Raw genomic sequence first — 25,372 nt, 5'->3', positions numbered from 1 at the left:
AACCGAGGCTGCTACGATCCGACCGATGCGGCTCGAATCGAACATGCGTGGCGACGGCTCGCGGTGCGTCAGCGTGACCTGCTCCGAATGGCGTATCTCTGGCGTGCCGGTCGCGAGGTAATTTGTCGCCGACTTGGCATCCCACGACATCCGTGGTGCCGGTACGAGCTTGAGTTGGCAGCCGCCAAACGGGCACTGGTGAGCCTGCTGGCGGAGAAATGATGGCGCAGAGCGGTCCGGCGTTGTGCCGGAAAGCAGGGCTGATGGCAGGTGCTCACTAGACTAAGCGGGCACTGTCACCACCCGTTCATAGTTAGACAACCTGGTCCGGTCAACGTGCCCACGAGCGACGGGTGCGACCGAGTACGCGTGAGCGGCACCGACGTATCGACGGATACGTATTTGTGGTGATCGCATGGCGTGCATCTGCTGCTTTATGTTTTGTTTTCCAATTGTCGGTCCCCCTTGAGCCTGCGGAGCATCCCCGGCGCCGCAGGTTCCATTTTTCGCTTCCGTCCTTGTGCGTCGGTACCGCATGAATCGAAGGAAGCGACTCATGGAACGGTTTCAGTCAGGTGAGAATGTGCGGCGCGGCAGCGTTACGTGCGCAGCTCTGCGTCGGTGGGCAATTGCGTTAGCACTATTTAACAGCACATCGATCCTCACTCCCGGGCTGGCACATGCAGACGACTGGGGCTGTCAGGTGCTGCTGTGCTTGTCTAATCCGGGCGGCCCAGAACAATACAGCTCGTGCGTGTCGCCCATCGAGAGGTTGTGGGCTGCGTTGCGTCATGGGGATCCCTTCCCGACTTGCGATTTCGGCTCGCGGGGGCCGCGGGGGGCGTTTGCGCGCAACACGTTCGCGAGCGGCGGCTACTGTCGGGAGGGTCTGCTGTATTGGGGCGGTCCGAAGCAGAGCGAACTGCTGTGCCGCGCGGCTGGGGCAATCAACGTCAATATCGACAACCGGCTCTATACCCGCGTCTGGTGGGACGTGAGCGGCCAGGATCTCACGATCACCGAATTCTACGGCGTGGGGAGCGCGCAGGTGCCGTACGACCCGGCTCGATCGGCAGCCCTGTTCCTGCGACAGAGCGAACAGCTGGACGACGCCAACGGTGGGGGCTGGTAATGGTACCGCTCGATTTCATCACACTCGCGCAGCAATGTGCGCCCCAGGTCTCGCTGCCGACGATGGAAGCCATCGTGCGAACCGAGTCTGGCTTCAATCCATTTGCAATCGGGGTCGTCCACGGCCGGTTGTTGCGTCAGCCGGCGAGTGAGGCCGAGGCCGTCGCGACTGCACGGGCGCTTGCCGCTGGCGGCTGGAATTTCAGCGTGGGGCTGGCCCAGGTGAACCGCGCAAATTGGTCAGCACACGGATTGAACGAACGCAGTGCCTTCGACCCGTGCCGCAATCTGGCAGCGGGGGCCGCGATTTTACAAGGCTGTTTCGAGCTGGCACGGCACACGAGAGCAAATACCCAGCCCGATGCACAGTCGACGCTGCGCGCGAGCCTTTCCTGTTACGCCAGCGGCAACTTCTCGATGGGCTATCGCACGGGGTATGTACAACGGGTAGTCGACAACGCCCGCGCTCCCGCGATGTCAACGGCACCCGTTGTTGTGCCAGCTATTGCGCCGATTCCCGTTGTCCCGATCGACTCAGGCATTCCAGTCCGGGCGGAGCGATCCCGATCGTACCGGGAGCTGGGATCCGAGCCGTTCCGCACTTCGCCGACTGCGCCCAGCGGAGATCCAGATCATAGCGCCGTCGTGTTCTAGCCCGGCGACCGGATGAGATGGCTGACATTTTGAGCAGAAAGGAATTTGTCATGAATTTAGATATACGAATTAAATGGATAAGTCGTCGTCAGCCCCCGATTGCAACTCAATCGGATGGTCGCGTGGCGCGACAGTTCGCTATGACAATTTCGGCTCTGCTGCTGATTTCACCGGCCTGGGCACAACTCTCGCAGGTCAATACGCTACTGAACACGATCCAGGCGACGCTGTTGGGCGTGGGTGGTGTGATCTGCTCGATCTCCATCATATGGGCGGGCTTCCGGATGATGTTCCAGCATGCACGGTTCGGAGATATCGCGAACGTGTTCATCGGCGGCCTCTTCGTCGGTTGCGCGACCGTCATCGCCGGCATGCTGATTCCGGCAGGCTGATCCAGGAGCGACGAACCATGCACTCGCTCAAGGATCCCGTATTCAAAGGCTGCACGCGTCCCGCGATGCTCTGGGGTGTGCCGCTTGTGCCGTTCCTGGTGATCGGTGGCGGCATGCTGATCCCGGCCATCTGGGCGCTGCTCGCGAGCCCGCCGTTCGGCGTCGCAATCCTGTTCCTCATGATCCCAGTGTTCGTCGCGATGCGCGTGATCACGCGCCGTGACGACCAACGCCTCGCGCAGTATGCGCTACGCGTTCGCATGGCGCTGCGGCAGGGCAATCGTCGCTTCTGGGGCGTGCATGCCTATGTGCCAGTCCGTCTGAAGAGGAGGGCGTGACATGCTGGCCAAACCGCAACTCGTTGCCGTCGCGAATCGGGAAGTGCCACTCGCCGACTATATCCCGTACTCGACGCACGTAACCGACAACGTGATCAAAACGCGCGAAGGCGATTACCTGCAGATCTGGAAGATTGCCGGGATTGCGTTCGAGGCGGCGGATCCTGCCGACATCCTTGCGCGGCATGACGGGTTCAATCAGCTCGTGCGTGGACTTGCGGGCGGCCATGTGGCGCTGTGGTCGCATCGGCTGCGTCGGCGTGTGTCGGATCATCTTTCGACGCAGTACCGCAACCGCTTCTGCGAGGAGCTGGCGACGCGGTACTACGCGAGCTTTGCGGGCTACCGGATGATGGCCAACGAGTTGTACCTGACGGTGGTCTACCGGCCAAACCGCACCCAGCTCGGTCGTGTCTTCAGCCGTGCGGCGCGCCGCACGCGCGACGATATCCGGCGCGACCAGCTCTACGCGCTGAAGGTGATGGGTGAACTGGCGGCTCAGGTCGAATCGAGTCTAAAGCCCTATGATCCGATTGCACTCGGTGTCTATACGCGACAAAGTCCTTTTACGACACGCCCGCGTCGCTATTCGTCTGCGCTGGAACTGCTCGGCTATCTGGTAAATGGCGTCTGGGAGCGCGAGCCTGTGCCAGTCGGCCCGATTCGCGAAGCTCTGCCGACTTCGCGGCTCTTTGTCAGCGCTGAGAAGGTCGAGATCCGTATGCCGGCGGCGACCCGCATCGCTGCGATGCTCGACCTGAAGGATTATCCGGAAGACACCGAACCGGGCATGCTTAATGGTTTGCTGTATGGCGACTTCGAGTATGTCGAGACGCAGAGTTTCACGATTCTGGACAAACCAACGGCGAAGGAGGCGCTCGAGCGGCAGCGCAACCAGCTCATCGCCGGTGAGGATGTCGCCGTGTCCCAGGTTGAGGCGATCGACCGGGCGCTTGATGACTTGATCAATGGCGATTTCGTCCTCGGCGAGTACCACTATTCGCTGGCGGTACTTGGAGACACGCTTGACGAGGTGTCCCGAAGCGTCGCGAAGGCACGCACGCAACTGGCCGATGCCGGCTTTCAGACGGCGTTGATCGATCTCGTGGCCGACGCAGCATGGTTTGCACAACTTCCGGCCAATTGGCGCTATCGGCCGCGTGAGGCGAAGCTCACGTCGCGCAATTTCTGCGGTCTGTCCAGTTTGCACAACTTCGCGACAGGCAAGCGTAATGGCAATCCGTGGGGCGAGGCGATCACGATCGTCAAGACACCCAGTGGCCAGCCGCTCTATCTGAATTTCCACGCGACGCCTGACAAGGAGGACTCGCTCGACGAGAAGGCGCTCGCAAACACCCAGATCATCGGCCGGGCCGGTGCGGGCAAGACGGTACTCGAATTGTTCCTGCTGGCGATGGCGACCAAGTACGACATCACGGCCGTGCTGTTCGACAAGGACCGCGGCACGGAGATCGCGATCCGGGCGATGGGCGGTACCTATACGGTGTTCCGTCGCGGCGCGCCGACCGGACTGAATCCCTTCCAGATGGCGCCGGGCGAGTCCGTGGTTGACTTCTGGGAGCGGCTCGTACGCAAGCTCGTCGACATCGGCGAGCCATTGTCCGCACGGGATGAGATTGACATCTCGCGCGCCGTGCGTGAGGTCGCGCGCATGGATAAGCCTCTTCGCCGCTTGTCGATGGTGCGGCAGCTCCTGCCTAACGTGGGCGAGAACAGCCTGCACGCGCGGCTCGCCAAATGGTGTGCTGGCGGACGCCTGGGATGGGTGCTCGACAATCCGACCGACCGCATCGATCTCGCGCACGCGAGCCTGTTTGGTTTCGACGACACCGAACTGATCGACGACACGGAGGTATCGACGCCGGTCACGATGTACCTGCTGCATCGGACCGAAAATCTGATCGACGGCCGACGCTTCATCTACGTGATGACCGAATTCTGGAAGCGCCTCAGTGATCCGGTCTTTACGGACTTTGCGAAGAACAAGCAGAAGACAATCCGCAAGCAGAACGGGCTCGGAATTTTTGATACCCAGTCCCCAGCCGACGTGCTCCGCAGTGACATCGCAAGTGCGCTAATCGAGCAGAGTGCAACGTTCCTCTTCCTGCCGAATCCGCGTGCCGACTACGACGACTATGTGCGCGGCTTCAAATTGACCGAGGCGGAATTCAACATCGTTCGCAATCTCGGCGAGAACAGCCGCCTGTTCCTCGTCAAGCAGGGCCATCGTTCGGCCATCGGCCGGCTCGATCTTGCGGGGCTCGGTGATGTGCTCGATGTGCTGTCAGGCACGACCGACAACGTGGAACTGCTTGACACGATCCGCACGCAGGTCGGTGATGCGCCGCGGGACTGGTTGCCCGTCTTCCATGAGCGGTTGGCGAAGCGACGGGCGGCCCAGGTTGGCACGCGTCCGTCGCCATTGCCGGGACCGGGAGGTGGGCGATGAGCGGCCTCTTTAACGCCGTGGGCGGCACCCTCGAAAACGGCATGTCGACTTACGTCACGAACGTGTCGTCGGCGCTGTCCGGCGCGCTCGTGCCCGTCGTCGCGACGGCCGTCACGATCTGGGTGCTCGCGTATGGTCTCGCAGTGGTGCGTGGCGAAGCGCAAGAGGCGGTGCCGGCCTTTGCCTGGCGCGGACTGAAGGTGGCGATCACGCTCGGTTTCGCACTGAGTACCGGCATCTACCAGCAGCAGGTCGTGAACGCCATTGATGGCGCGACGTCGGGGCTGGCCCAGACGATCCAGAACGCGGCGAACACGACGGGTGGTGGCAATCCCGGATGCGGTTCGGTCAACGGCAGCAGCGTGACGGCGCGGGGTTCGGCAACCAGCATCTATCAGACGCTCGACTGCTACGACCAGCAGATCGACCTCGTGATGGAGGCCTACTTCAACAAGGCAGTGCACGAGGGAATCAGTCCGAGCGGCCTTGCCGCCGCAATTGGCGATTTCCTGTGCGGACTGATTGCCGCGCTAGGCGGCTCGATCTTTCTGATTGTCCTGGCATTCGAGGTCGTGATGGCAAGGATGCTGCTCGATCTCGTGCTTGGACTCGGCCCGATTTTCATCGCCTGCGCGGCGTTCGCGCCGACTACACGCTTTTTCGAGGCATGGACCGCAAAGGTCGCCAATTACGCATTGTTGCAGGTTCTCGTTGCCGCGTTCCTTGGCATGGCGCTGACGGCATTTTCCGCCGACCTCGCCCCGTTCCATGCAACGGCCAGCTCGCCTGGCGCGGATGCATCGGCGCTTGTGCAAGCGATCTCTGCTTCCCTCGACGATGCCGCGGCTGCTGCTGCCGCCATTGGTCTGTTTGCGACCGGTGTTTTCCTCGCGATGGTCGGTTGGCAGTTGCCGTCCGTGGCGGCGGGCCTGTCGGGTGGCGCAACGCTGACCGGCTTCGGCGCTTTCTTGGCGGGCATGGCATCGCGAAGCCTTGCAACAGCGATTGGACGGGCATTTAACCGTAGTGATGGAGGGCCACGTTCCGGCGGTGCGATTCGCGATCGGACGGGTTCAGATGGCGGGCCCGGTGGAAATTCGGCGAGTGGTTCGACACCGGCATATCAGCGCGTCGCACGCGCGAATCTGGGCCGGCAGGGTAGTTGAAGAGGAGGTGATGACCATGAACGGACGAAACAGCTGGATTATCGCCGCAATCGTGTATATGGCATGGTGCGCTGGCGCTCGGGCCCAGGGTATTCCGGTTTTCGACGCACAGAACGTCGCGCAAGCCATTGCGACGGTGGGTCAGCTCAAGCAGCAAGTGCAGCAGGAAATGCAGATCTATCAGTCGACGGTCGGCGCGCGCGGCTTCGGTACGCTCCTGAGCGATCCTGTCGTCGCCAATTCGTTACCGTCCAACTGGCAGAGCGTCTATACGGCGATTCAGAACGGCGGTTACGTGGGCCTGACCGGCAGCGCGCAGGCATTGCGCTCGGGCAGCCAGATCTACAACTGCGAGGATCAGACCGGGATCGACCAGCAGGTATGCCAGCGCGCGCTCAACAAGCCCTATCAGGACAAGGCATTCGGCTTGCAGGCGTACCAGACTGAGTTGCAGGAGCTGAACCAGATCCAGGGTCTGGCTAAACAGATCGATGCAACGCAGGACCCGAAGGGCATCGCGGAGTTGCAGGCGCGTATCCAGACCGAATCGACTGCAGTCGGCAACGAGATGACCAAGCTGCAGCTTTTCCGGATGCTGGCCGAGACAGAGGACAAGCTAGTGGCTGAGCAGCAAAGCGAATTGGTGCTGAGCCGGGCAGGCAAGACCAACCGGCTGCAAGACCAGACGGTACCGGCCTCATTCGGAAACTGAGGAGACCGCCGTGTCCACGCTGAACTCCTTGACGCTGGCCGGTTGCCTCGCCTGGAGCCTGGCCGGATGCAGCAGCGGGCCGCCGACGCCAGCATTGCCGGACGGTCTGCATCGCGTGCCGATCAACCGCGTTTATCCGGTGCCTGATGTACCAGCTCCGGTGCCCGTTGCTCCGGACCGGTCCGTGTCTCCCGACGCCGGGGAGCCGTCATGAGCCCGTTGCACGATTATGGTCGCGTGCTCGATATCGAGGCGTCACTGACCTACCTGCAGGAGCGCTCCGAACGGCGTGCCTGGTATGTCGCTTATGCGGCGATCGGCGTTGCCGTGCTTAGCGCGACGGCACTCGCAGTCATGGTGCCGTTCTATCGGGTGGTGCCGCTGCCTATCGAGGTCGATCGGCTGACAGGCGAATCTCAGGTGATCGATGTGCTCGACGCTCGCCATGTGCATACGAAAGAGATTCAGGACAAGCACTGGGTCGAGACCTACGTACGCGCACGCGAGCGCTACAACTGGGGCCTGTTGCAGATGGATTACGACAGCGTGCTTGCGATGAGCGATGACGTCGTTGCTCGGGATTATCGGGGGATCTTCAGCGGTCCCGATGCGCTGGACCGGAAGTTGGGGCCCGGTCTTGAACGACGCATTCGGATTCTCTCGATCACACTGCCGCCGGACGAGCCCGGCCATGCAGTGGTGCATGTCGAGCGCACGTCGTTCAAAAACGGCGAGGCATTTGCCGAGCCGACGCAGCGTTTTGTTATCACGCTCGCCTATATCTACCGGCCTTCCGTGTTCACTCGTGAGAGCGTGGCGATCGCGAACCCGTTCGGCTTCAAGGTGACCGCCTATAGCCGGGACGCGGAATATACGCCACCTGCCTCCGCTGTCGTCGCTGGAGGCGCGCCATGAATGCACTTTCGATTTGTGCAGCGCTGGCTGGCATGGCAATCATGGGTCTTGCACACGCGGTCGAAATACCCGGATGGAGCGACGACTCGCGGGTCCGCCAGGTGGTCTATCAGGCGGATCAAGTGGTCCGCATTGAGGCACAGCGAGGCTTTGCCATGCATATCGCGCTCGGTACGGACGAGCATATTCTGGTCGTCGCGCCGGGCGATCGGGATGGTTGGCAGGTGGTCGCAAACAAGGGCGATCACGACGTGTACCTGAAGCCGCAACTCGCCGCGCACAATTCGAACCTCGAAATTCGCACTGACCGGCGCAGCTATAGCTTCGATCTAGTGGTGCTGCCGCTCAAGTCGAAATTCGGCAACAACCGCGTGATGTACCGCGTGACCTTCGTCTATCCGGACGAACTGGCGAAACAGGTACATGGATTTTCGAATGCGGCGATAGTCGCAAAACTCATGGCTCAGCCGTCGGCCGTGCGTAACGCGAGTTATTCGATGCAGATCCTGCCGAACTCTGACGACATTGCGCCGACTGCGGCATGGGACGACGGGCGCTTCACTTATCTGCGCATCCCGAACAACCGGCGCATGCCGGCGGTTTTTCGGGTTGCTGACGACGGCACGGAAAGCGTGGTCGACAAGCACGTCGAAGGAGACACAATCGTCGTGCACGAAGTGGCGAAACGGTTTGTGTTCCGGCTCGGGACCGAGGTCGTAGGGATCTGGAATGACGCTTACGACATGGACGGCGTGCCGCCACATGACGGCACGACGGTTCGCGGGGTGAGGCGTGTTCTGCGGAGCCACGGCGATGAGTGAAGATATCCAGCGCAACGTAATCGAGCCCGACGACGCGGGCACTCAGCCTGGCGGTGGCCACAACGAGGAGGCATCGAGGATCTCTTCGGATCGTGGAATGCCCGCACTCGGGCAATTCCGCGGTGCCCGCCCACGCGCCTGGTGGCTGACGCCGGTCGCGATCGTGCTGATGGTAGGCGCCGGCGCAGTCTGGACTGTGCACGGTTTCCTCGCACGGCATGATGCGCAGGTGAAGGCGCAGCGCGATTCAGTGGCCGACATGCCCTCGCAGGGGCGCGTGTTCCGGGATCTACCTGCGTCGTCGGTAAATAGCGCGGCCTCGGCTTCGGCGTTCGCGAGTGCGGTTGGGGTTCGTCCGACGCCAGCGTCCGGCACCGCAATACCTGCTGCGCCGGCTCGCACGATGCACGCCGGTGCATCTCGCAGCTATTTCGATGCGCCTCTGCTCGCAGTGGGCCAAGGTGTGCTGGAGCCGGGTGGGATGGCGGAAGCCTCGTCCTCTGTAGCAGCAGCGAATAGCGGCGCGGGACCATTAGCACAAGGGTCGGGACAGGCGGGCGGCACACTCGCGCAGGCATTGACGCCGACCGTTACGCCGCGCGTGCAGGCCGGGACGCTGGGCAACCGGAGCCTGGTGCTCGCCCAGGGCGCCAAGATCGACTGCGTAGGCGACACGGCTTTCGATTCGACCCAGACCGGCATCTCGACATGCACGGTGACAAAGAACGTCTATTCCGACGATGGCCGTGTGGTGTTGATCGAGCGTGGTTCGCAGATCAACAGCCAGTATCGTTCGAACCTGTCACCCGGCCAAAAGCGGGTGTTCGTGTTGTCAGCCCGCATCAAGACACCGCACGGCGTGACGGTCGAGATCGATTCGCCCGCCGCCGACGCGCTTGGTCGCATGGGCATTGACGGATACGTCGACAACCACTGGCGTCAGCGCATCGGCGCCGCGATGCTGCTCGGAATAATCCAGGATGCGATCGGCTATCTGGCGACGCGTGGCGGCAATACCAACGGATCGGTCGTGGTCCAGAACACGCAGCAGCAGGGCAACGACACGGCCACGCGCGTCCTCGACAGCACGATCAATATTCCGCCGACGCTGACCCAGAGCCAGGGCGCGGAGTTCACGATCGTGATTGCGCGTGATCTGGACTTTGGGTCGGTATACGCGCTGCGACCGGAGGATACCCAATGATGCCGAACACGCACTTGCCGGACGCATCTCTCGATCGGATGCAAGACCGGCTGCCTGATGACGCGTCAGTACGCGAACTGATGCGACCGTTCGCACCGCTGCTCGATGATCCCGACGTGACGGAGCTTGTGATCAACCGGCCGCAGCACGTCCTGACTGAGAATCCGCTCGGCTGGCACGGCCACGATTGCGAGGGTCTCGATTTCGACCGGCTGATGTCGTTTGCCGTGGCGGTGGCCACGCTGACCAACCAGGAAATATCGGCTCAGCATCCCGTCCTGTCGGCATTGCTGCCAGGGGACGCGCGTATCCAGATCGTAGTACCACCGGTCGTACCGTCGCGAACCGTGTCGATCACGATTCGCCGACCCTCAGCACGCGAGAAGACGCTCGACGCCTATCGAGACGAGGGCCTGTTCGACGATACGGTCTGGCATCGTCCGGATGGGCTCGACCCAGCTCTGCCCGGACTGCCCGCAGACGATCGAAGGCTTGTTCAGTATCTGGATGCACGGGACTGGGGTGCATTTTTTGTCGGCGCGGTAACTGGCCGGCTCAACATCGCCGTCGTTGGCAACACGGGCTCCGGCAAAACCAGTTTCATGAAGACTCTTTGCCGTTCGATCCCGGCGACCGAGCGAATCGTGACGATCGAAGATGTACGCGAACTGTTCATCCGACACATCGAGAACTGCGTGCATCTGTTGTACAGCAAGGGCGGGCACGGCCAGGCGCGCGTGACGCCCGCTGATTTGATATCGAGCGCGATGCGCATGCGGCCGGATCGCGTGCTGCTGGCAGAACTGCGCGGCGCCGAAGCCTATGACTTCCTGAAGCTCCTGACGACGGGACACGCGGGCTCTATCACCAGCTACCACGCGCCCAATGCGACTGTCGCCATCGAACGCTTCGCGTTGATGGCGAAGGAACATCGGGAGGCTGCCGCCTGGGACGATGCGGCGCTCAAGCGCCTGCTGTTCCTTACCATTGATCTTGTTGCACACATGGAGGCGCGCCCGGTCTTCAATGCATTGGGCGAGCAGACCGGCAGGCGCTGGGGCATGACGGAAGTCTGGTTTGATCCGGTGCGCAAGACGCACACAGCGTACATGTAGAGAGCGGCCATGAGTCATCCACCTTCCGCTTTGTCTCAGCATGCTCGAACGGCCGCAATAACGCTGACGGTACTTGCGTGCCTGATGGGCGGACTAGTCGCGTCGCTCTGGCTCGCATCGTTCTTTCTGTATGCCAGCTTGCGGATCAATCCACTGCACGCCGGACTGTGGGGCTGGTTTGATGCGATGCTAGCTTGGCGGCACGGGATGATGCCGACCGTCGGGCGCAGGTTGGCCGGTGCAGCGCTGTTCGGCGTGCTGGGGGCCTTTGGTGGCCCGGTCTTTGGCTTACGTCTGCTATGGGAGAGTTCGAACCGGCGTCGTCTCTATGGCAGCGCGCGTTTTGCGAACGAGGCGGAAATTCGCCATGCGGGGCTGCTATGACCACGCATGCATACCTCAATAGTCCGCCCGCGATTGTCGTGGGAGTGTGGCGCGGGCGCTACCTTCGTCTCACCGGGCAGCAGTTCGTACTGCTTGCGGCCCCCGCTCGCTCAGGCAAGGGCGTCGGCATCGTGATTCCGAACCTGCTCAGTTTTCCGGATTCGGTGGTGGTGCTCGACATCAAGCAGGAAAACTATGTTGCCACGGCCGGTTTCCGCCGAGCGCATGGGCAGGACGTATTCCTGTTCAATCCATTTGCAGAGGACGGCCGCACGCACCGTTACAACCCACTGTCGGCGATCTCGGACGGATTGTTCCGGGTGGGCGACATCCTTGCGATCGGTTACGCACTGTATCCACCGGGCGGCCACGACGATTTTTGGAAGGATCAGGCACGAAACCTGTTCCTCGGCATCGTGCTCCTGTTGTGCGAGTGGCGTGACGCGCGCCGCGCAGGCAATGGGGCGTCTGTTCCGGACTGTCCGGTCACGATGGGTGAGGTGCTGCGGCAGTCGTCGGGTAACGGTATGCCGATCAAACCATACCTGCAACGGGCTCTTGTCCAGCGTCCTACTTTGCTCTCGGGGCAATGCGTTGATGCCTTGAACCGTTTCCTGTCCAACGACGACAAGGTACTGGCGAGCGTGTTGGCGACGTTCAACGCGCCGCTTACGATCTGGGCCAATCCGATTGTCGACGCGGCGACGAGCGCAAGTGATTTCGATCTGCGCGAGGTGCGCCGCCGCCGCATGTCCGTGTATATCGGCGTCACGCCCGACCATCTGTCGGAAGCGGCGCTGCTCGTCAATCTCGTGTTCTCGCAGCTCGTCAATCTGAACACGAAGCAACTGCCCGAAGCCGATCCCACGCTGAAATTCCAGTGTCTTGTACTGCTCGACGAGATGACGTCGATTGGGAAGATCCACATTATCGCGCGTGGTGTTGCCTACATGGCCGGTTACAACCTCCGCCTGCTGTCGATCGTCCAGTCGATCGCGCAACTTGAATCTGTTTACGGGCGGGCTGACGCGCGTACCTTCATTACGAACCATGCGATGCAGATCCTCTATGCGCCGCGTGAGCAGAAGGACGCGAACGACTACTCGGAAATGCTTGGTACGTTCACGGACCAGTCGCGCAGCGTGAGTCGTCCAAGCACCTTCTTTAGCGGTCGAGGTGGATCGAGCGAGAGCGTATCCGAACAGCGCCGGCCGCTGTTGCTGCCACAGGAACTGAAAGAGTTGGGGCGCGACAAGGAAATCATCGTGCTCGAAAACGCCAAGCCAATCCTGGCAGACAAGATCTGCTACTGGCGCGACCCCGAGTTCGCGTCGCGCATTATGACCGCGCCATCCGTGCCGGCCATGGACCTTGCCCACTTCAGTGCAGTTGTTGAGCGGCGGCTGCGCGATCTGCAACCCGACCAGATCGATGCGGACGGGGCAGGGCTTATGCATCTGCCGCCCGAATACCTGGAGATTTTGCAGGCGTGGGATCCGCGCGACTTACCGCCAAACCTCGCCGATATCAGCGAGGAGGAGGCCGTGGCCTACGTCGAGCACCACTTCATGCTGCTCGGTGTGCCGGCGCGCCAGGTGGTGCAGGCGAGACGCCATCTGAGCGTGAACGATCTTGACGTCGCGGAACTCGATTTTGTCGAGCGGGCGCGGTGTGCAACCGAGGCCGGCCCGGGGAGCATGGGAGCGCTGCAATGACGACACCCTATGTGAACGATGTGGACCGCGCGCGCGCCGCACTTGCTGTGATACCGGCTGACGACTACGAGACCTGGGTCGACATGGCCTTCGCGCTCAAGCAGGGATTTGGCGACGGGGGTTTTGAAATCTGGGACGCGTGGAGTCGCACGGCAGCCAACTATAGCGAGCGTGCGGCCCGGACAACATGGCGTTCGGCCAGCGCGGCGGGTGGCAAGACGCTTGCCACACTGTTCTGGCAGGCGCGTCAGCACGGCTTTGACCTGAAGCGAACGAATTATCCGGACCGTATGGCGGCGCTACTCGCACCGTCCCCCGAGGTGCTGGCTCAGCGAACGCGTGAGGAGGCACAGCGACAGGCACGCCATGTGGCTGTCGCCCGCGAAGCGACATCGATCTGGCAGTGGGCGAGGCCAGTTGGGCCAGAGCACCCGTATCTCCTGCGCAAGCGGCTAGAGCCGATGGATACGCTGCGCGAACTGGACGCACTCGAATTGCGTGCGCTGCTCGGCTATACACCGGCTAGCGAGGAGGAGCAACTGACGGGGCGCGTGCTGATCGTGCCTGTCTGGAACGGACCGATCTCGACACTGGAGCTGATCGACGAGCGAGGGCAGAAGTCGTCACTGGCCGGCGGTGCGAAGAAGGGAGGCTACTGGATGACGGAGCCGACGTTGGTTCCGGCCGACGAATCTTCGCTGATCCTGATTGCCGAAGGTATGGCGACGGCTTTGTCCGCCTCACAGGCGACAGGGTGGTTTGCGGTGGCGGCGCTGTCGAGCGGGAATCTGGGAATCGTGGCGCAGAGCCTGCGCGAACGGTACCCCGAAGCGGATCTGATCATGCTTGGCGAACTGGGCAGCGGTGAAACACAGGCTCGGCGCGCAGCGGAAGACGCGAAGGCGCATTTGGCATGGCCACGGTTTACGGCGGAGGCGCGCATCGACGACAAGGTGCCGAACGATTTCAGCGATATGGCGGTGCTGTCGGGTTTTGATGCGGTCGGCGAACACCTGCGCGCCGTGGCTCGCTCTCTTGTAAAGACGAATGGTCGGCTGGATGCCCCCACCGCATCCGACATGACCGAGGTTGAGGTGGATGAGAATGAGGAGGACGGAGCGATGAGCAACGTGAAGGAAAAGCTGTTGGCCGACAACGAAGGCACCCCGCGTCGCCGGTCCTCGAAGCGCAGTGCGCCGAAGCAGCCAGCACCGAGCGGGCCGGTGCTGAATGGGCCGGCGGATGTGGTATCCACTTCCGAACCACCATCGTCGGATCCTGCACTTTCCGCATCGTCGGTTTTGGCCCAGCCAGTCGCCGATCTGCCGCGGTTTGCGTCGACGCGCCCGCCGGTTGGCGAGCCGCTGTTTGGCGTGGGCGACGTTCCCAACGACGTCAGGGCGCTGGCTGAACACCGGTTTGGCTCGCCGCTCAGGATGGCGACGCCGCGCGAGAACGGCGGGCCGTATCGCGGCGAGGTGTTCAACACGGAACACTATCTGGTTCAGGAAGTTGCGACGCGCAGCGTCGTTTTTCACCGCAAGGACCAGATGACGTTTGTTTCCGCGCGTCTGAAATGGATGGATGAAAACGCGCGGTTGAACGGTTCTGAACTGCAAGTGGGTTACGACGGCGGCAAAGCAAAGGTCTATCCGTGGGACCGTGGGCGCGAGCTTCTGGAACGCGCGGTTGGCTCACTGAAGAAGTCCGCCCGCGAGCTGAATTACAGCCCCAATCTGGAGGTGATGCTCGACCAGTTGCAGGCGAGATCCTGGACGCGAATCCGCGAAGCACGGGCGGCCGCACTGGAGAAGTCCAGGGAGCAGGATTCGTCCCGTGAAGCAGGCGCTGCGCCTGATCGATGAGGGCGGAATCGGTAGTGCCCACGTGCAAAGCCGATCTTGAGGATGCGAGGTAGTGACATGGCTCAGACAACTTCCTCTCACGAGGCCGATCCGGTCATCAACATTATCGAACAGGATGTGCCGGGCAACGGTGCCGGCCCGGTGCCGTCTGACGAGCGACGGGACAGGCTTGAATTGGCCGCGATGGACGCGGTAACCGCCCGACGCCGGCGCGAGTTTGATGCTGCTCGGGAGAAATTGCGGGATCAGGCAATTCGTGATGATGCTGCCACGTCGCGGCAGTCCGATACCCGATCGTCGACGGGCACGGCGGCTGAGATGGATCGGGGGCGTGCGCCACTCGACCAGCTGCCCGAGCGCGTGCGCAAGCGCTACCTGCGCGCGGGCAATCAGTATTTCCTGAAGGATGCGCCGTATCAGCTTGCGTTCGAGGATCTGGGTCCGTATCTCGTCACCGAGCACAACCGGCCGGACGTGGTCGAGTCGATGATCGACATGGCGCATGCGAAATCGTGGCGGCGCATTCGCGTGTCGGGCCATGAAGCATTTAAGAGCGAGGCGTGGCTGCAGGGCACGCTGCTCGGCATTGAGGTGAGTGGCTACGAGCCGAAGGCTGCGGATTTGGCTCGCCTCGCGGAAGCTCGACAGGCAAGGCCGGAAAATCGAATAGAGGCCGCGGCGGAGGTCGGTACAACGGCTACCACAACCACGCAGGCGCGCGTAGACGATCGACCCATGGCTTCGGCCGTGCCTTTGGTCGGTGCCGGAGAGGCTGTCAACGGAATTTCAACTTTCGCGGCAGTGCATGAGCTCGCATCGGAACCGCCTATTCCGGACGCGAACCGGATCGCCACCAACGACGAGGCCGATGGTCCTCGGCGGTACGCCGGGGAATTGCGCGAGCATGGCCGCGCGCCGTATCAGCACAATCCCGCCCGCAGCGACTCGTACTATGTCTTGTTTCGCGACGACACCGGAACAGATCAGGTAGTGTGGGGCGTCGATCTTGAGCGTGCGATGCTCGAAGCGAAAGCTCAGGTCGGCCAGCAGGTGATGCTCGAAAATCTCGGCAAGCGCTTCGTCACCGTGCGAGCACCAATTCTAGATGACGAAGGGCGCGTGATCGGCGAAGACGAGAAAGGCGTTTATCGCAATACCTGGCAGGTCGAAATTGTCCAGCGCGATCGTGTCGATTCTATCCCGGACAAGCCCGACAATCCGTCGCGCGGCGAAGCGGAATCGCCCGATTTTCACGTTGAATCTGCTACAGCACAGGAGGAGACGCGTCGCCGCCGCAACGCGGGAAATGCGGAACGTGAGTGCGCATTGCATCTGGCCGTGCTGGCAGTGGCCATGCGAGAACAGGGTTTCAGCGAGCGATCGATTGCCCGGGTGCAACTGCGTGCTCAGCGCATGCTGACAGCGTTTCAGATCAACGGCATTCCAGTTCCGATACCGAAGATATTCGACCCGACTGCGCCATCGAGCCGGGATCGCCGCAAGCGCCCAGCTCCCGAACGCGCCTCGCTCCGCGAGATTGACCGGGCACCGGTTGAGCCGTCACCACCATCTCCATCTCGTTGAGGTGAGGCGTGGTCGGTCGCGAGCGTCTGTGCGTTGAACTCGGGACGGCTAGGTCGCGCTGGGACGATTGGTGTGCCCATCGCGGTTTGACAGCCGGAGAAGGCGTGCGCCAGTTGATTGCAACGGCTATCTGCGATGAAGCGGATCTGGAATCCGCCGCGACTATTTGGGGCTTGCCCCAGCCGGTCGTTGGGGAGATGCGTAGTCGCGTCGAGATCCGCCTCACCGCTGCGGAACTGAGCGCGGTCGAGCGGTGTGCGGCTGCTTTGGGTCTGAGTGGGAATCGCTGGATTGTGTCGTTGATTCGCGCGCAATTAACGAGGGAGCCTCAATTGAGCAACCATGAATTGCACGCATTGTCACTCTCCACTCAACAGCTTGCCGGGATCAGTCGCTTACTTGGTCAGCTTGCGCGTGCTGGCGGTGCTGAGCTCGCATGTCACGACCTGGGGTGCGATTGGGCAGATATGCGAAAGCAAATTGATGATCACCTGCGTGCAACGGCGGCCGTCATTCGCACGAACCTCGATCGATGGAGTCGATGATATGGCTTACCCGAAAATCTATATCGACGCCATGCTCGTGAACTGGGGCGACCGGTTGTTCCAGGAGCCACTGCGTCATGCGCGTGCGGCGCGACTCTCGCGTGCGGGCATTCGTGACGACGCAGCCCGCATGCGCGCTCAAATCGCCCGCACCCTTAGGCGTACCCCGGAGGTCATGGTCAAGATCACGAATAAGGCGGCCAGTGCGCAGGGCATGGGCGCCGTGCGTCGGCATCTGCGCTATATCTCCCGTAACGGAAGAATCGAACTGGAAGATCAGGACGGCGACCGTATTGCGGGCAAGGATGAGTTGCGCGATCTCGCGAAAGCCTGGCAGCTTGGCGGATGGGGCATCCCGGAGACCAGCACGCGTCGCGAGGTATTCAACATTCTGCTGTCGATGCCGCCAGGAACGGACCGACTGGCAGTGCGCGATGCGGCGCGGGATTTCGCGGCGCTGGAATTCGGCGACGGCCGAGCGTATGTCTTCGCGGCGCACGATGACGAAGCGCATCCGCACGTGCATCTGTGCGTACAGGTGCGTGGTCCGCACGGCTGTCGACTAAATCCACGCCATAAGGATCTTCAGCGGTGGCGTGAGGGTTTCGCCGAGAAGCTGCGCGAGCACGGTGTCGAGGCGAATGCGACGCCCCGGCGTGCACGCGGCGTGACTCAGCGCTATCCGAAGCCGGCCGTCGTCCATATGATGGCGCGGGGCGAAACGCCGAGATACTGGAAACGAATGCCGAATGACGCTCAGCGCGACGCAGGTTGGGTAGCGCAGGGCGGCGTATTCGCTGCCTGGCGAGAGATCGCCTACGCGATGGCGAGGTCGCTAGCGCGTGAGGATCGCGCGATGGCTGTCGAAATGGCTTACTTCGTTGGATCCATGCCGGTGCAACGGGATCGACCAGTGGTGGCGCGAAAGCGGGATGACGCGCGAGATCGGCAGGATCGTCAGGTGCCGGATACCGTAGCTCGCTCAGATGGCCTCAGGCCGGACGTGGAGCGTTAATGCCCGCAGGTCACGATGGGTTAGCTATTGCATCGCTGATCTGTGGAAAACGCATTCCCGAGCCTGGATTTTGAGTGTATGGAATCCGGTACACGGTGCGCATCCTCGGCGTCTTTTGCGCCACACGGCTTGCCGATCTTCTACTGCCGGACACGGCGGATGATCCTCCGGCCTGGGTTGACTGTGGCCTTGATCGGATGGTGGCACGACTGCTCGTTTTGAACCGAGCCGAGGCGGCAGTCGCCCGCCAGGGTGATTCACCGATCGATGAATCTGACCGGCGCAGCCTTGAATGTCGCGAAGAGCAGAAACAACAGGGTGATCGCGAGGATCGGCAAACCGTACAGTGCTACCGGGAAGAACAACGCGAATTGTAGGGCTGACCCAGCCGCGCCATACGGCAGATTCGTGTCTCGGATATTCATGAAAACAAGCCAGGCGACGACTGCAAGACCAATCGCCATGAGGATGATGCCGACAAACGTCGGTTCGTGATGCACGAATGCAGTGCCCCAAGCGACGTATCCCCACCAGAGCAGATTGATGCCAATAGCTGCAAGCCAGAATCCTTGCACAGTAAAAAAGCAATAACCAAAACGCTGTCGGCAGTGATGGCTGAAGAGTTGAATACCCTTGGCAATCCCAGAAGCAGCGCCAAGAATAATCAAAAATCTCAGAAGTCCCATGAAACGTTCTCCTGGAGATCCATCTGACTGCATGGCTTTTGCAGTTACTCAAGCAGAGGAGAAGAAAAAATCCCGAATTTTTATAATAGGCGAACTCGGAAAAAATGAAACCATCCCTATTTATGGAAATTCGTGGATGATTGGATGACGATTAATGGGCTCAGGGCGATCTCCATGGCGATTCCAGCGGAAGAGCTCGCAACCGGCGGGGCTTATCGAAGCGCACCTTGCGCAGGCAATCATCGACCCTCTCGGTCGGACCTATAGCCGGATGATCATTCTTGGCCGCGACATCCAGAAATTTCCGGACCCCAACCACCCGGTGTTTAAGGACGAGCCAGGCAACCGCGATCCGCAAAGTGTTCATTTTCAAGCTGATGGCGGAGCGCGACGAGTACAACGTGTTCACGCCTTCTACCGCGCTCTGGTGGAGACGGCGCTGTATGAGGCCGGGGTATCGCGCAACGTGTAGTGCGTCGACGTCGATGGGGTAATTGCAGCACTGTTGCTGAAGATACTGTAGAAGCCGTCACGCGACGGTGAATATGATGGTGCCGCGCTTGAGGCGGTTGCTTTCATGATCTTTCTGTATGCGCGCTGCTCGGTCGCGCGGCCGAGGTCAACGACCACATGAGTGGCGGTCGGAACATGATACGCGCACGCCGGCAACCGGGAGCCGGTTCGCCGCTTGACTCCGGCGGATTAGCGGGCCGCACCGTGACGAAGAAAGCGACGCGTTTGCATTGCAGGTGGCGCCCAAAACCGGCGGTAGCCTATCCTGCCATCCCTTGTTTTCCGTGCGCTTATTGTGTCCCAGAGTAAACGCGGTGCGCAGAGGTTTCCGCCTTCGCGCAAACATCCGATCGCGTCCTGGGGAACGGCGTGCGTTGCCCTTGCGAAGACGATGCGACGTGGGATTGCAGCCAGAGTCAACGCACTGCGCAGAACGATGCGCTACACGATGCGTAGCCGCAGTGTTATGAACTGCCGACCAGTGGCGAACCCGACGTGTTGAATGTGCGCACCGCGGCGTGTTTGGCGCGCGCGAAAAGTGTCGAATCGTTAGCAGAGCAGATGCGCTGAGCGGTGCGTTTCGCGGGCCGTATAAAAAAGCGAAGTCTAGTGCCCGGGTTGTCACCGTATTGCGCAGGGCAGACGAAGACCTGCGTGCGTTGAGATTCACGCGTTGCACTATCGCGTGCGCGTGGATCTCACGGTTAAGTGCGGAGCACCGTGAGCAATTCAGGAGAGAGGACTGGAATCTGCACGCGCACACACGCGGCGGCCGAAGCCAGAAACGCGCGTCAAGGTGGTGTCGCTCGGCGTCAACGGCACGCGCCAATCCGGCGTACCTTGATGCGTTGGTGTAGCGTGTCGCGTGCGCACCACATACGCAAAAATATCCGTTGTTCTCGTACCTTCCCTTCACTGCCAGTTTGTTCCTGCATGAATAAGCCGTGCGCAAAAGCCGTGTTGACGCCTGCTCAGGAGGTGCGCACGATGGTGTCACCGCAAGTGCGCACCGGATGTACAGGAGGGTAAAGATGCCTGTTGCGAAGGTCTATACGAAGTCGCAATGGGAGGCGTTTGGTCGCGCACTCGATGCGCTGCCAGAGAAGCCGGATACCGAACGTGGCGTGACGGTGCGCGATGCGATTAAGGACATGCGTGTGCGCGTGCGGACTGCGCAAGCGAAGGGCTATACCCTGGAGCAGATTGCGGAACAGGCTCGACGGCAGGGTCTTGACATCACTGCTGGGACGATTCGCTACGCACTGCGCTCGACCGGGAAAGGCGGTAGCACAGGTAGTGTTGCGCGGCCCGCATCGGGTGCACGTGCACCTGGTGCTGAGAAGGCGATCGCGGCGCAATCGCGCGCGCAGGAGGCGACGTCTCAGACAAGGCGTGTTCGCAAGGATGGGGGAAAGACGGAAGCCAGACCGCAATCTGGGCTGCCAGTGCAAGGTGCACTCGGATTTGCGATCCGGCCCGACACCGACGATCTGTAGAGGAGTCGCGATGGATACGAAAGTCAATCCCATCTATCTTGTGGGCGGTGGCAAGGGCGGTGTTGGCAAGAGCCTTGTCGCGCTCGCGCTGGTCGATCATCTGCAGCGGCGCGGCGTCAAACCCGTGCTTGTTGAGAACGACACATCAAACCCCGACGTGATGAAGGCCGTGCAGGGCGAGATTGATTGCGCCGCGTTCGATCTAGACGAGGCGGAAGGGTGGATCAATTTCGTGAACTACTGCGACGAGCATCGCGACGCGGTCGTGGTGGTCAGCACGGCAGCCCGCAACCAGGATGGGGTCGCCCGCTACGGCGCGACGCTGGCCAGTACGCTGGGCGAGCTTGGCAGGCGGCTCGTTGTGTTCTGGGTGATCAACCGGCAGCGCGACAGTCTGGAACTGCTGCGCCAGTTTGGGGAGACGTTTCCAGATGCGATCACACATGTCGTGCGCAATGGCCACTACGGCACACCGGACAGGTTCGTGCTGTATCAGGACTCGAAAATCCGCAAGAGTGTCGAGGCGAGGGGAAGGTCGCTCGACTTTCCCGAACTCGCGGATCGCGTGGCAGACGATCTGCGCAGTCAGCGCCTGTCGGTGCGCAAGGCGGCGGAGTCGCTGCCCATCGGGCAACGCGCGGAACTGCTGCGCTGGCGGGCGCTCTATGACGCGATGTTCGTCGGGGTGACGGGCAATGCCTGAGCGGCGAGCGCGGCGAGGACGCCCCGTCGATCCGCTCGCCCGGCTCTTTTATGACGTCACCGGGGAGAAGCCGGACGACGCGAGCATGCTGCGCATGCGTCGGGTGTCGATGGCCCTGAATTTGCGCGACAACGATGCCCTGTGGTCGGTGCTGGTTGTGCTCGAATACTATGTGCGGCTTTACGAGGCGATGCCGGAGCGCATCCGGGAGGCAGGCAAGGGCAATCTGGACGCGGTGCGGGAGGAGGCACGTGAGGCGACGGACGCGCTGATGGCGCAGCACCGCGACGCGCTCGCGCGCTGCAAGGCGACCATCGAACTCGCGGAACGCATGGCCGTTGAACATGAGGCGAGGTATCGCGCGGCGCTCGCGGCACTGAATGAACAGGCATTGGTCACGCAGGTGGGGCGCGCTGCCGACCGGATTGCGCGCATCGCGGGAAACAGGGTGATGGGCGCGGTAGCCGTTGCAGCCCGCGAGCATCGGCAGCAACTCGACGCAGCGGTAGCTCTGTTTGAACGGGAGATGAGCGAGGCGGCGGCGCGCGCCGCGAAGGTTGACCAGATGGTAGCGCGACGGATGACGAAGGCGTTCCGCATACTGGTGATCGGAGGGCTGGTCGTGATTCTGCTCGCGGCGGCAGCGGGTGGGCTGGCGGGTCGCTATTCCGGTAGTCGTCTGGTGCGGGCAGACGGTTTGCCGTCTGCCCGCACGGGTCATGCGTCGTTGATGTCGCCTTTCATGAGCGCGAGGGCATCATGAAGCGTGCGCGAGGCCGGCAGCGGTCGGGAAGGGCCACGGCGCCTGCGTGCCGGCTGCGGTGGACGACACGGGTACATCGCAAGCCGTGTTGTTGATGCCACTGTGATTGCTCCCGGGCTCGGCGGCACCTTCGTCGTCCTCCTGCGCGTCGTCGGAACCCTTGCCGTTTTCCGGGCCTTGTTCGTCCTCCCCGGCGTCCCCATCCTCGTCGTCGCGGGCTTCCCATGACGGCGTGACCGGGATTTCCGTATCGGTGAGGATTTCCGGGAGCCACACGACCTTCGCCAGACGCAGTTCAGCGGCGGCAGCGGCGTCGGCCTTCTTCATCTTCCCGAGGTCGGCGGCAACCTTTGGCGAAACGGCTGCGGACACGACTTCCCCGATGCGCGCCTTGCTGACATGATCGAAATACGTGGAGCGGGTCGGCGTCCAGTACCGGGTCATGTCCAGGTGCAGCGCGCCCGCGAGCGCGCTGATCGCCTGCGGCTTTTCCTCGCCCACGATGCCGTCGAGCAGGGTGCCGGTGCAGAAGGCAAGCAGTTCGAGGAGCGTCGTTCCTGGGTCTTGCTTCGCGAGCCACGGCAGCAGGTCGCCGCGTCTCGAGGGTAACTCGGCGGTCCATCGGGCGCGTTGTGCCTCGATGGCGTTCCATGCAGCACTGATGGGCAGATCGTCCGCCGCGCGTAGTAGGCTGTCGTGATTGTTGTCGCCTGATAGCGCCAGATAGTCGCGCGCGGACGTGTAGCCGTAGTGCTCAGGCAGCGCCTGCGGAACGAGATGCCGCAACAGGGCGGCGAGCGCGACGGCGGGCTGCGTGACCATTTCGGCGTGGATGGCGACGGTGCGGTGCGCGGTGAGTCGCTGGCAGAGTTTCGCGCTGTGGACCGGCTTGAGCTTCGGAACAGGACCGTCTGCCGGGTCCGCAGCTTCCGCCTGCGGCGTGCCGGTGACCGTTGCACCCGCCGCGTCCAGCGCCGCACTGTTCTCGCGCCGCACGAGACCGCGCTCGATGAGCAGTTTTCCCTGCGGATCGATGATTACAAACGCACCCGCCTCAGCCATCTGCTGTGTATCCCACACCATGGCGCGGCTTTCTAGTGCGATTATCTCTGCGTTGACCCGTCCGATTTCAGCCTCGAGGCGGCCAGCTTCCTCATATGCATTTTCATCGTCCTCGGAGAGCGCTTCCAGCTTCCCGGCCAGATCGTCCTGCTGTTCGGTGAGTGTGTCCATCTCGCGCTGCTCTTCGTCTGTAAAGGGGCGCTGGATGGGGCGCAGCTTGCCGTAGCGGTTAAGCTCCAGCACGTCGCGCTCGACGCGGGTTTCTGTCCATCCCCAACCCTCGGCGCGCACTTCTTCTGCTGCTACGTCGAGCTTCTGCGCGACGAGCCGCTGCAGCAGTTCGGCATCGGCAATGTAGCCCGCATTCCCGTCGTCACTGAAGAGGTCACGACGTACATAGCCGAAATGTGCTGCAGCACATTTCGGTCGTTACCGGTAGGAAGCTTTTATGTGCTGTTTCGAATCCGGCTCGTTGATGCCATCGGATTTCGGCCCCGGGAACTTGACATAAATGTTGCGTGGATGGAGGAGGCCTGTTATGGCTTTTTTGAAATGTCCGATTCTGGCTCATTAGAAATGTCCGATTCCTGCCCTGGTTGAGGTGCACGCTCACACGAGGCGTCGACCAGGGGCGAACCATGAACGGACGTGAGCTGATCACGGCAAGCATGCGCGAACTCGAGCGGGTCAAGGTCATCGAGGCGGTCGTTGAAGGCCGCCTGCGGTGTTTTCAGGCAGCTGAGCGGCTGCAGCTCAGCGAGCGGCAGATCACCCGACTGTGCCGGCGCTATGAGGCCTGCGGCCCGGCAGGCCTCGTGTCGGGCCGGCGTGGGCAGCCGAGCAACCGGGAGCTGCCGGTCGATCTGCGTGCGCGGGCCATGGCGCTGGTGCGCGAGCGCTACGCGGATTTTGGGCCGACGCTGGCGTGCGAGAAGCTCGCTGAATGCCACGGCATCTGGCTGGCAAAGGAGACCGTGCGTCGATGGATGCGCGACGCGGGTCTGTGGATTCCGCGGGCCCAGCGTCCGCCGAAGGTCTACCAGCCCCGTGCACGCCGCGCGTGCCTGGGCGAGCTGATCCAGATCGACGGCAGCGACCACCGCTGGTTCGAGGAACGCGCACCGGCCTGCACGCTGCTGGTGTACGTGGACGATGCGACGAGCCGCATCATGCACCTGCATTTCACGGCCACGGAGTCGACCTTCAGCTACTTCGAGGCCACGCGGGCGTACCTGGAGCGCCACGGCAAGCCGGTTGCGCTGTACAGCGACAAGGCCAGCGTGTTTCGCAGCCCGACTGCCGGCAAGACCGGACGCAGCGTGACGCACTTCGGGCGCGCGATGTACGAGCTGAACATCGACACGTTCTGCGCCAACAGCAGTTCGGCCAAGGGCCGTGTGGAGCGGGCCCACCTGACGCTGCAGGATCGCCTCGTGAAGGAGTTGCGGCTGCGCGGCATCAGCACGGTCGCCGAGGCCAACGCCTGGGCGCCCGCCTTCATGGCGGCCTACAACACGCGCTTCGCGAAGCCGCCGCGCAGTACGTTCGACGCCCACCGGCCACTGCGCGCTGACGAGGATCTGGACACCCTGCTCACCTGGCGCGAGACGCGGCGCGTGACGAAGGCGTTGACGGTGCAGTACGACCGGGTCATGTACCTGCTCGACGACACGCCGGAGAACCGCAGGCTCGTTCACCGCTACATCGAGGTCTGGGAGTATCCGGACGGGCGCATCGAGATTCGCGCGGACGGCCGCGTGCTGCCGTACCGCGAGTATGACCGGCTCACCGAGGTGGACCAGGGCGCGGTGATCGAGCACAAGCGGCTGGCGCACGCGCTACAGGTCGCCCAGGCGCTGCAGGCGCAGCGCGATGACCGGCGGGCCGCGGGTTCGCCCTCGCGCACCAATCGCGGCATCGAGGTACGCCAGGCTGAACGCGTGCCGGGCACGAAGAAACCACGCGAGATCACGCAGGCGGACATGGAAGCGGTGATCGTGAAGCTGGCGCAGGCGCCAAAGCCAGATTCAAAACCTGTCCGGCGGACTGCCAGGGCTCGCTGAATGGACACAAACGCCCTGCTGCTTCAGACGCTATCCTTCAACACGGAAAGGAGATAAAAC

The 25,372-nt window shown here is 62.2% G+C and carries 24 protein-coding genes and 1 pseudogene; 23 read left to right on the top strand and 2 right to left on the bottom strand.

Annotated elements, in window-relative coordinates:
- The first annotated feature begins 556 nt into the window (after positions 1-556).
- The 17 genes from NH14_RS29050 to NH14_RS28970 all read left to right on the top strand — a co-directional run bounded on the left by NH14_RS29050 (position 557) and on the right by NH14_RS28970 (position 18,026).
- On the top strand, positions 557-1,132 hold the full coding sequence (locus tag NH14_RS29050; RefSeq protein WP_052148586.1) for a hypothetical protein: 576 nt from the start codon (positions 557-559) through the stop codon (positions 1,130-1,132).
- Positions 1,132-1,785: a lytic transglycosylase domain-containing protein gene (locus tag NH14_RS29045; protein WP_035534339.1), complete on the top strand. Its 654-nt coding sequence runs from the start codon at positions 1,132-1,134 to the stop codon at positions 1,783-1,785. Before NH14_RS29050 ends, NH14_RS29045 begins: the two co-directional genes overlap by 1 nt.
- Positions 1,786-1,835: 50 nt before the next feature.
- Positions 1,836-2,177, top strand: a complete 342-nt coding sequence (locus NH14_RS29040) for a TrbC/VirB2 family protein (RefSeq protein WP_035534338.1) — start codon at positions 1,836-1,838, stop codon at positions 2,175-2,177.
- A 17-nt stretch (positions 2,178-2,194) separates the two neighbouring features.
- Entirely contained in the window at positions 2,195-2,515 is a 321-nt protein-coding gene (locus NH14_RS29035) for a VirB3 family type IV secretion system protein (protein WP_035534335.1), read from the top strand.
- A 1-nt stretch (position 2,516) separates the two neighbouring features.
- Positions 2,517-4,985 carry a VirB4 family type IV secretion/conjugal transfer ATPase gene (locus NH14_RS29030; protein ID WP_035534330.1) on the top strand — a complete coding sequence of 823 codons (2,469 nt, stop codon included), beginning with the start codon at positions 2,517-2,519 and terminating at the stop codon, positions 4,983-4,985.
- Positions 4,982-6,151 (top strand): TrbL/VirB6 family protein, encoded by a 1,170-nt coding sequence (locus NH14_RS29025; protein ID WP_035534324.1) that lies wholly within the window; start codon positions 4,982-4,984, stop codon positions 6,149-6,151. Before NH14_RS29030 ends, NH14_RS29025 begins: the two co-directional genes overlap by 4 nt.
- Before the next feature lie 16 nt (positions 6,152-6,167).
- Complete coding sequence (virB5, locus tag NH14_RS29020) at positions 6,168-6,863, top strand: P-type DNA transfer protein VirB5 (RefSeq protein ID WP_035534367.1); 696 nt, start codon at positions 6,168-6,170, stop codon at positions 6,861-6,863.
- A 210-nt stretch (positions 6,864-7,073) separates the two neighbouring features.
- Positions 7,074-7,778, top strand: coding sequence for a VirB8 family type IV secretion system protein (locus tag NH14_RS29015; protein ID WP_035534322.1), 705 nt, complete (start codon positions 7,074-7,076; stop codon positions 7,776-7,778).
- Positions 7,775-8,599 (top strand): TrbG/VirB9 family P-type conjugative transfer protein, encoded by an 825-nt coding sequence (locus tag NH14_RS29010; RefSeq protein ID WP_035534320.1) that lies wholly within the window; start codon positions 7,775-7,777, stop codon positions 8,597-8,599. Before NH14_RS29015 ends, NH14_RS29010 begins: the two co-directional genes overlap by 4 nt.
- Positions 8,592-9,803, top strand: a complete 1,212-nt coding sequence (gene virB10 / locus NH14_RS29005; RefSeq protein ID WP_035534318.1) for a type IV secretion system protein VirB10 — start codon at positions 8,592-8,594, stop codon at positions 9,801-9,803. Before NH14_RS29010 ends, virB10 begins: the two co-directional genes overlap by 8 nt.
- Positions 9,800-10,918, top strand: a complete 1,119-nt coding sequence (gene virB11, locus NH14_RS29000; RefSeq protein WP_035534317.1) for a P-type DNA transfer ATPase VirB11 — start codon at positions 9,800-9,802, stop codon at positions 10,916-10,918. The genes virB10 and virB11 overlap by 4 nt, the downstream gene beginning before the upstream one ends.
- A gap of 9 nt (positions 10,919-10,927) precedes the next feature.
- Positions 10,928-11,302 (top strand): hypothetical protein, encoded by a 375-nt coding sequence (locus tag NH14_RS28995; protein WP_035534316.1) that lies wholly within the window; start codon positions 10,928-10,930, stop codon positions 11,300-11,302.
- On the top strand, positions 11,299-13,017 hold the full coding sequence (locus NH14_RS28990) for a type IV secretory system conjugative DNA transfer family protein (RefSeq protein WP_035534314.1): 1,719 nt from the start codon (positions 11,299-11,301) through the stop codon (positions 13,015-13,017). The genes NH14_RS28995 and NH14_RS28990 overlap by 4 nt, the downstream gene beginning before the upstream one ends.
- Positions 13,014-14,882: a PriCT-2 domain-containing protein gene (locus tag NH14_RS28985; RefSeq protein WP_035534313.1), complete on the top strand. Its 1,869-nt coding sequence runs from the start codon at positions 13,014-13,016 to the stop codon at positions 14,880-14,882. Before NH14_RS28990 ends, NH14_RS28985 begins: the two co-directional genes overlap by 4 nt.
- A 57-nt stretch (positions 14,883-14,939) precedes the next feature.
- Complete coding sequence (locus NH14_RS28980; protein WP_035534312.1) at positions 14,940-16,466, top strand: LPD7 domain-containing protein; 1,527 nt, start codon at positions 14,940-14,942, stop codon at positions 16,464-16,466.
- 104 nt (positions 16,467-16,570) lie between these two features.
- A complete protein-coding gene (locus NH14_RS28975; protein WP_331253477.1) occupies positions 16,571-17,011 on the top strand; it encodes a plasmid stabilization protein in 441 nt (146 codons plus the stop codon).
- 1 nt (position 17,012) lies between these two features.
- Positions 17,013-18,026: a relaxase/mobilization nuclease domain-containing protein gene (locus NH14_RS28970; protein WP_035534310.1), complete on the top strand. Its 1,014-nt coding sequence runs from the start codon at positions 17,013-17,015 to the stop codon at positions 18,024-18,026.
- Between the two features lie 257 nt (positions 18,027-18,283).
- On the opposite strand, the gene NH14_RS28965 is transcribed toward NH14_RS28970, so the two are convergent.
- On the bottom strand, positions 18,284-18,712 hold the full coding sequence (locus NH14_RS28965; RefSeq protein ID WP_035534308.1) for a hypothetical protein: 429 nt from the start codon (positions 18,710-18,712) through the stop codon (positions 18,284-18,286).
- Here NH14_RS28965 and NH14_RS28960 point away from each other — a divergent pair.
- The 5 genes from NH14_RS28960 to NH14_RS28940 all read left to right on the top strand — a co-directional run bounded on the left by NH14_RS28960 (position 18,711) and on the right by NH14_RS28940 (position 22,187).
- Positions 18,711-18,860: a hypothetical protein gene (locus tag NH14_RS28960; protein ID WP_161790901.1), complete on the top strand. Its 150-nt coding sequence runs from the start codon at positions 18,711-18,713 to the stop codon at positions 18,858-18,860. The genes NH14_RS28965 and NH14_RS28960 overlap by 2 nt on opposite strands.
- A gap of 123 nt (positions 18,861-18,983) precedes the next feature.
- On the top strand, positions 18,984-19,184 hold the full coding sequence (locus NH14_RS28955) for a hypothetical protein (protein WP_152617353.1): 201 nt from the start codon (positions 18,984-18,986) through the stop codon (positions 19,182-19,184).
- A 1,072-nt stretch (positions 19,185-20,256) separates the two neighbouring features.
- Positions 20,257-20,721: a hypothetical protein gene (locus tag NH14_RS28950; protein ID WP_035534306.1), complete on the top strand. Its 465-nt coding sequence runs from the start codon at positions 20,257-20,259 to the stop codon at positions 20,719-20,721.
- A gap of 10 nt (positions 20,722-20,731) precedes the next feature.
- On the top strand, positions 20,732-21,424 hold the full coding sequence (locus NH14_RS28945; RefSeq protein WP_035534304.1) for a nucleotide-binding protein: 693 nt from the start codon (positions 20,732-20,734) through the stop codon (positions 21,422-21,424).
- Positions 21,417-22,187 (top strand): hypothetical protein, encoded by a 771-nt coding sequence (locus NH14_RS28940; protein ID WP_035534303.1) that lies wholly within the window; start codon positions 21,417-21,419, stop codon positions 22,185-22,187. Before NH14_RS28945 ends, NH14_RS28940 begins: the two co-directional genes overlap by 8 nt.
- On the opposite strand, the pseudogene NH14_RS28935 reads toward NH14_RS28940, so the two are convergent.
- A pseudogene (locus NH14_RS28935) lies at positions 22,182-23,651 on the bottom strand (chromosome partitioning protein ParB); the annotation flags it as partial. The gene NH14_RS28940 and the pseudogene NH14_RS28935 sit on opposite strands and share 6 nt — an antisense overlap.
- 236 nt (positions 23,652-23,887) lie before the next feature.
- Between NH14_RS28935 and NH14_RS28930 the strand changes: the two are divergent.
- Positions 23,888-25,312, top strand: a complete 1,425-nt coding sequence (locus tag NH14_RS28930) for an ISNCY family transposase (protein WP_035535518.1) — start codon at positions 23,888-23,890, stop codon at positions 25,310-25,312.
- Positions 25,313-25,372 lie beyond the last annotated feature (60 nt).

This window comes from Paraburkholderia sacchari (assembly GCF_000785435.2).
In the GTDB taxonomy this organism is placed as follows: Bacteria; Pseudomonadota; Gammaproteobacteria; order Burkholderiales; family Burkholderiaceae; genus Paraburkholderia; species Paraburkholderia sacchari.
This window is presented reverse-complemented; position numbering and strand designations above follow the sequence as displayed.

What these genes read in the sequence shown, in the direction of transcription:
- NH14_RS29050 (WP_052148586.1), top strand. Translation starts at nt 557, where the DNA reads ATGGAACGGTTTCAGTCAGGTGAGAATGTGCGGCGCGGCAGCGTTACG.
- NH14_RS29045 (WP_035534339.1), top strand. Translation starts at nt 1,132, where the DNA reads ATGGTACCGCTCGATTTCATCACACTCGCGCAGCAATGTGCGCCCCAG.
- NH14_RS29040 (WP_035534338.1), top strand. Translation starts at nt 1,836, where the DNA reads ATGAATTTAGATATACGAATTAAATGGATAAGTCGTCGTCAGCCCCCG.
- NH14_RS29035 (WP_035534335.1), top strand. Translation starts at nt 2,195, where the DNA reads ATGCACTCGCTCAAGGATCCCGTATTCAAAGGCTGCACGCGTCCCGCG.
- NH14_RS29030 (WP_035534330.1), top strand. Translation starts at nt 2,517, where the DNA reads ATGCTGGCCAAACCGCAACTCGTTGCCGTCGCGAATCGGGAAGTGCCA.
- NH14_RS29025 (WP_035534324.1), top strand. Translation starts at nt 4,982, where the DNA reads ATGAGCGGCCTCTTTAACGCCGTGGGCGGCACCCTCGAAAACGGCATG.
- virB5 (WP_035534367.1), top strand. Translation starts at nt 6,168, where the DNA reads ATGAACGGACGAAACAGCTGGATTATCGCCGCAATCGTGTATATGGCA.
- NH14_RS29015 (WP_035534322.1), top strand. Translation starts at nt 7,074, where the DNA reads ATGAGCCCGTTGCACGATTATGGTCGCGTGCTCGATATCGAGGCGTCA.
- NH14_RS29010 (WP_035534320.1), top strand. Translation starts at nt 7,775, where the DNA reads ATGAATGCACTTTCGATTTGTGCAGCGCTGGCTGGCATGGCAATCATG.
- virB10 (WP_035534318.1), top strand. Translation starts at nt 8,592, where the DNA reads ATGAGTGAAGATATCCAGCGCAACGTAATCGAGCCCGACGACGCGGGC.
- virB11 (WP_035534317.1), top strand. Translation starts at nt 9,800, where the DNA reads ATGATGCCGAACACGCACTTGCCGGACGCATCTCTCGATCGGATGCAA.
- NH14_RS28995 (WP_035534316.1), top strand. Translation starts at nt 10,928, where the DNA reads ATGAGTCATCCACCTTCCGCTTTGTCTCAGCATGCTCGAACGGCCGCA.
- NH14_RS28990 (WP_035534314.1), top strand. Translation starts at nt 11,299, where the DNA reads ATGACCACGCATGCATACCTCAATAGTCCGCCCGCGATTGTCGTGGGA.
- NH14_RS28985 (WP_035534313.1), top strand. Translation starts at nt 13,014, where the DNA reads ATGACGACACCCTATGTGAACGATGTGGACCGCGCGCGCGCCGCACTT.
- NH14_RS28980 (WP_035534312.1), top strand. Translation starts at nt 14,940, where the DNA reads ATGGCTCAGACAACTTCCTCTCACGAGGCCGATCCGGTCATCAACATT.
- NH14_RS28970 (WP_035534310.1), top strand. Translation starts at nt 17,013, where the DNA reads ATGGCTTACCCGAAAATCTATATCGACGCCATGCTCGTGAACTGGGGC.
- NH14_RS28960 (WP_161790901.1), top strand. Translation starts at nt 18,711, where the DNA reads ATGAAACGTTCTCCTGGAGATCCATCTGACTGCATGGCTTTTGCAGTT.
- NH14_RS28965 (WP_035534308.1), bottom strand. Translation starts at nt 18,712, where the DNA reads ATGGGACTTCTGAGATTTTTGATTATTCTTGGCGCTGCTTCTGGGATT.
- NH14_RS28955 (WP_152617353.1), top strand. Translation starts at nt 18,984, where the DNA reads ATGATCATTCTTGGCCGCGACATCCAGAAATTTCCGGACCCCAACCAC.
- NH14_RS28950 (WP_035534306.1), top strand. Translation starts at nt 20,257, where the DNA reads ATGCCTGTTGCGAAGGTCTATACGAAGTCGCAATGGGAGGCGTTTGGT.
- NH14_RS28945 (WP_035534304.1), top strand. Translation starts at nt 20,732, where the DNA reads ATGGATACGAAAGTCAATCCCATCTATCTTGTGGGCGGTGGCAAGGGC.
- NH14_RS28940 (WP_035534303.1), top strand. Translation starts at nt 21,417, where the DNA reads ATGCCTGAGCGGCGAGCGCGGCGAGGACGCCCCGTCGATCCGCTCGCC.
- NH14_RS28930 (WP_035535518.1), top strand. Translation starts at nt 23,888, where the DNA reads ATGAACGGACGTGAGCTGATCACGGCAAGCATGCGCGAACTCGAGCGG.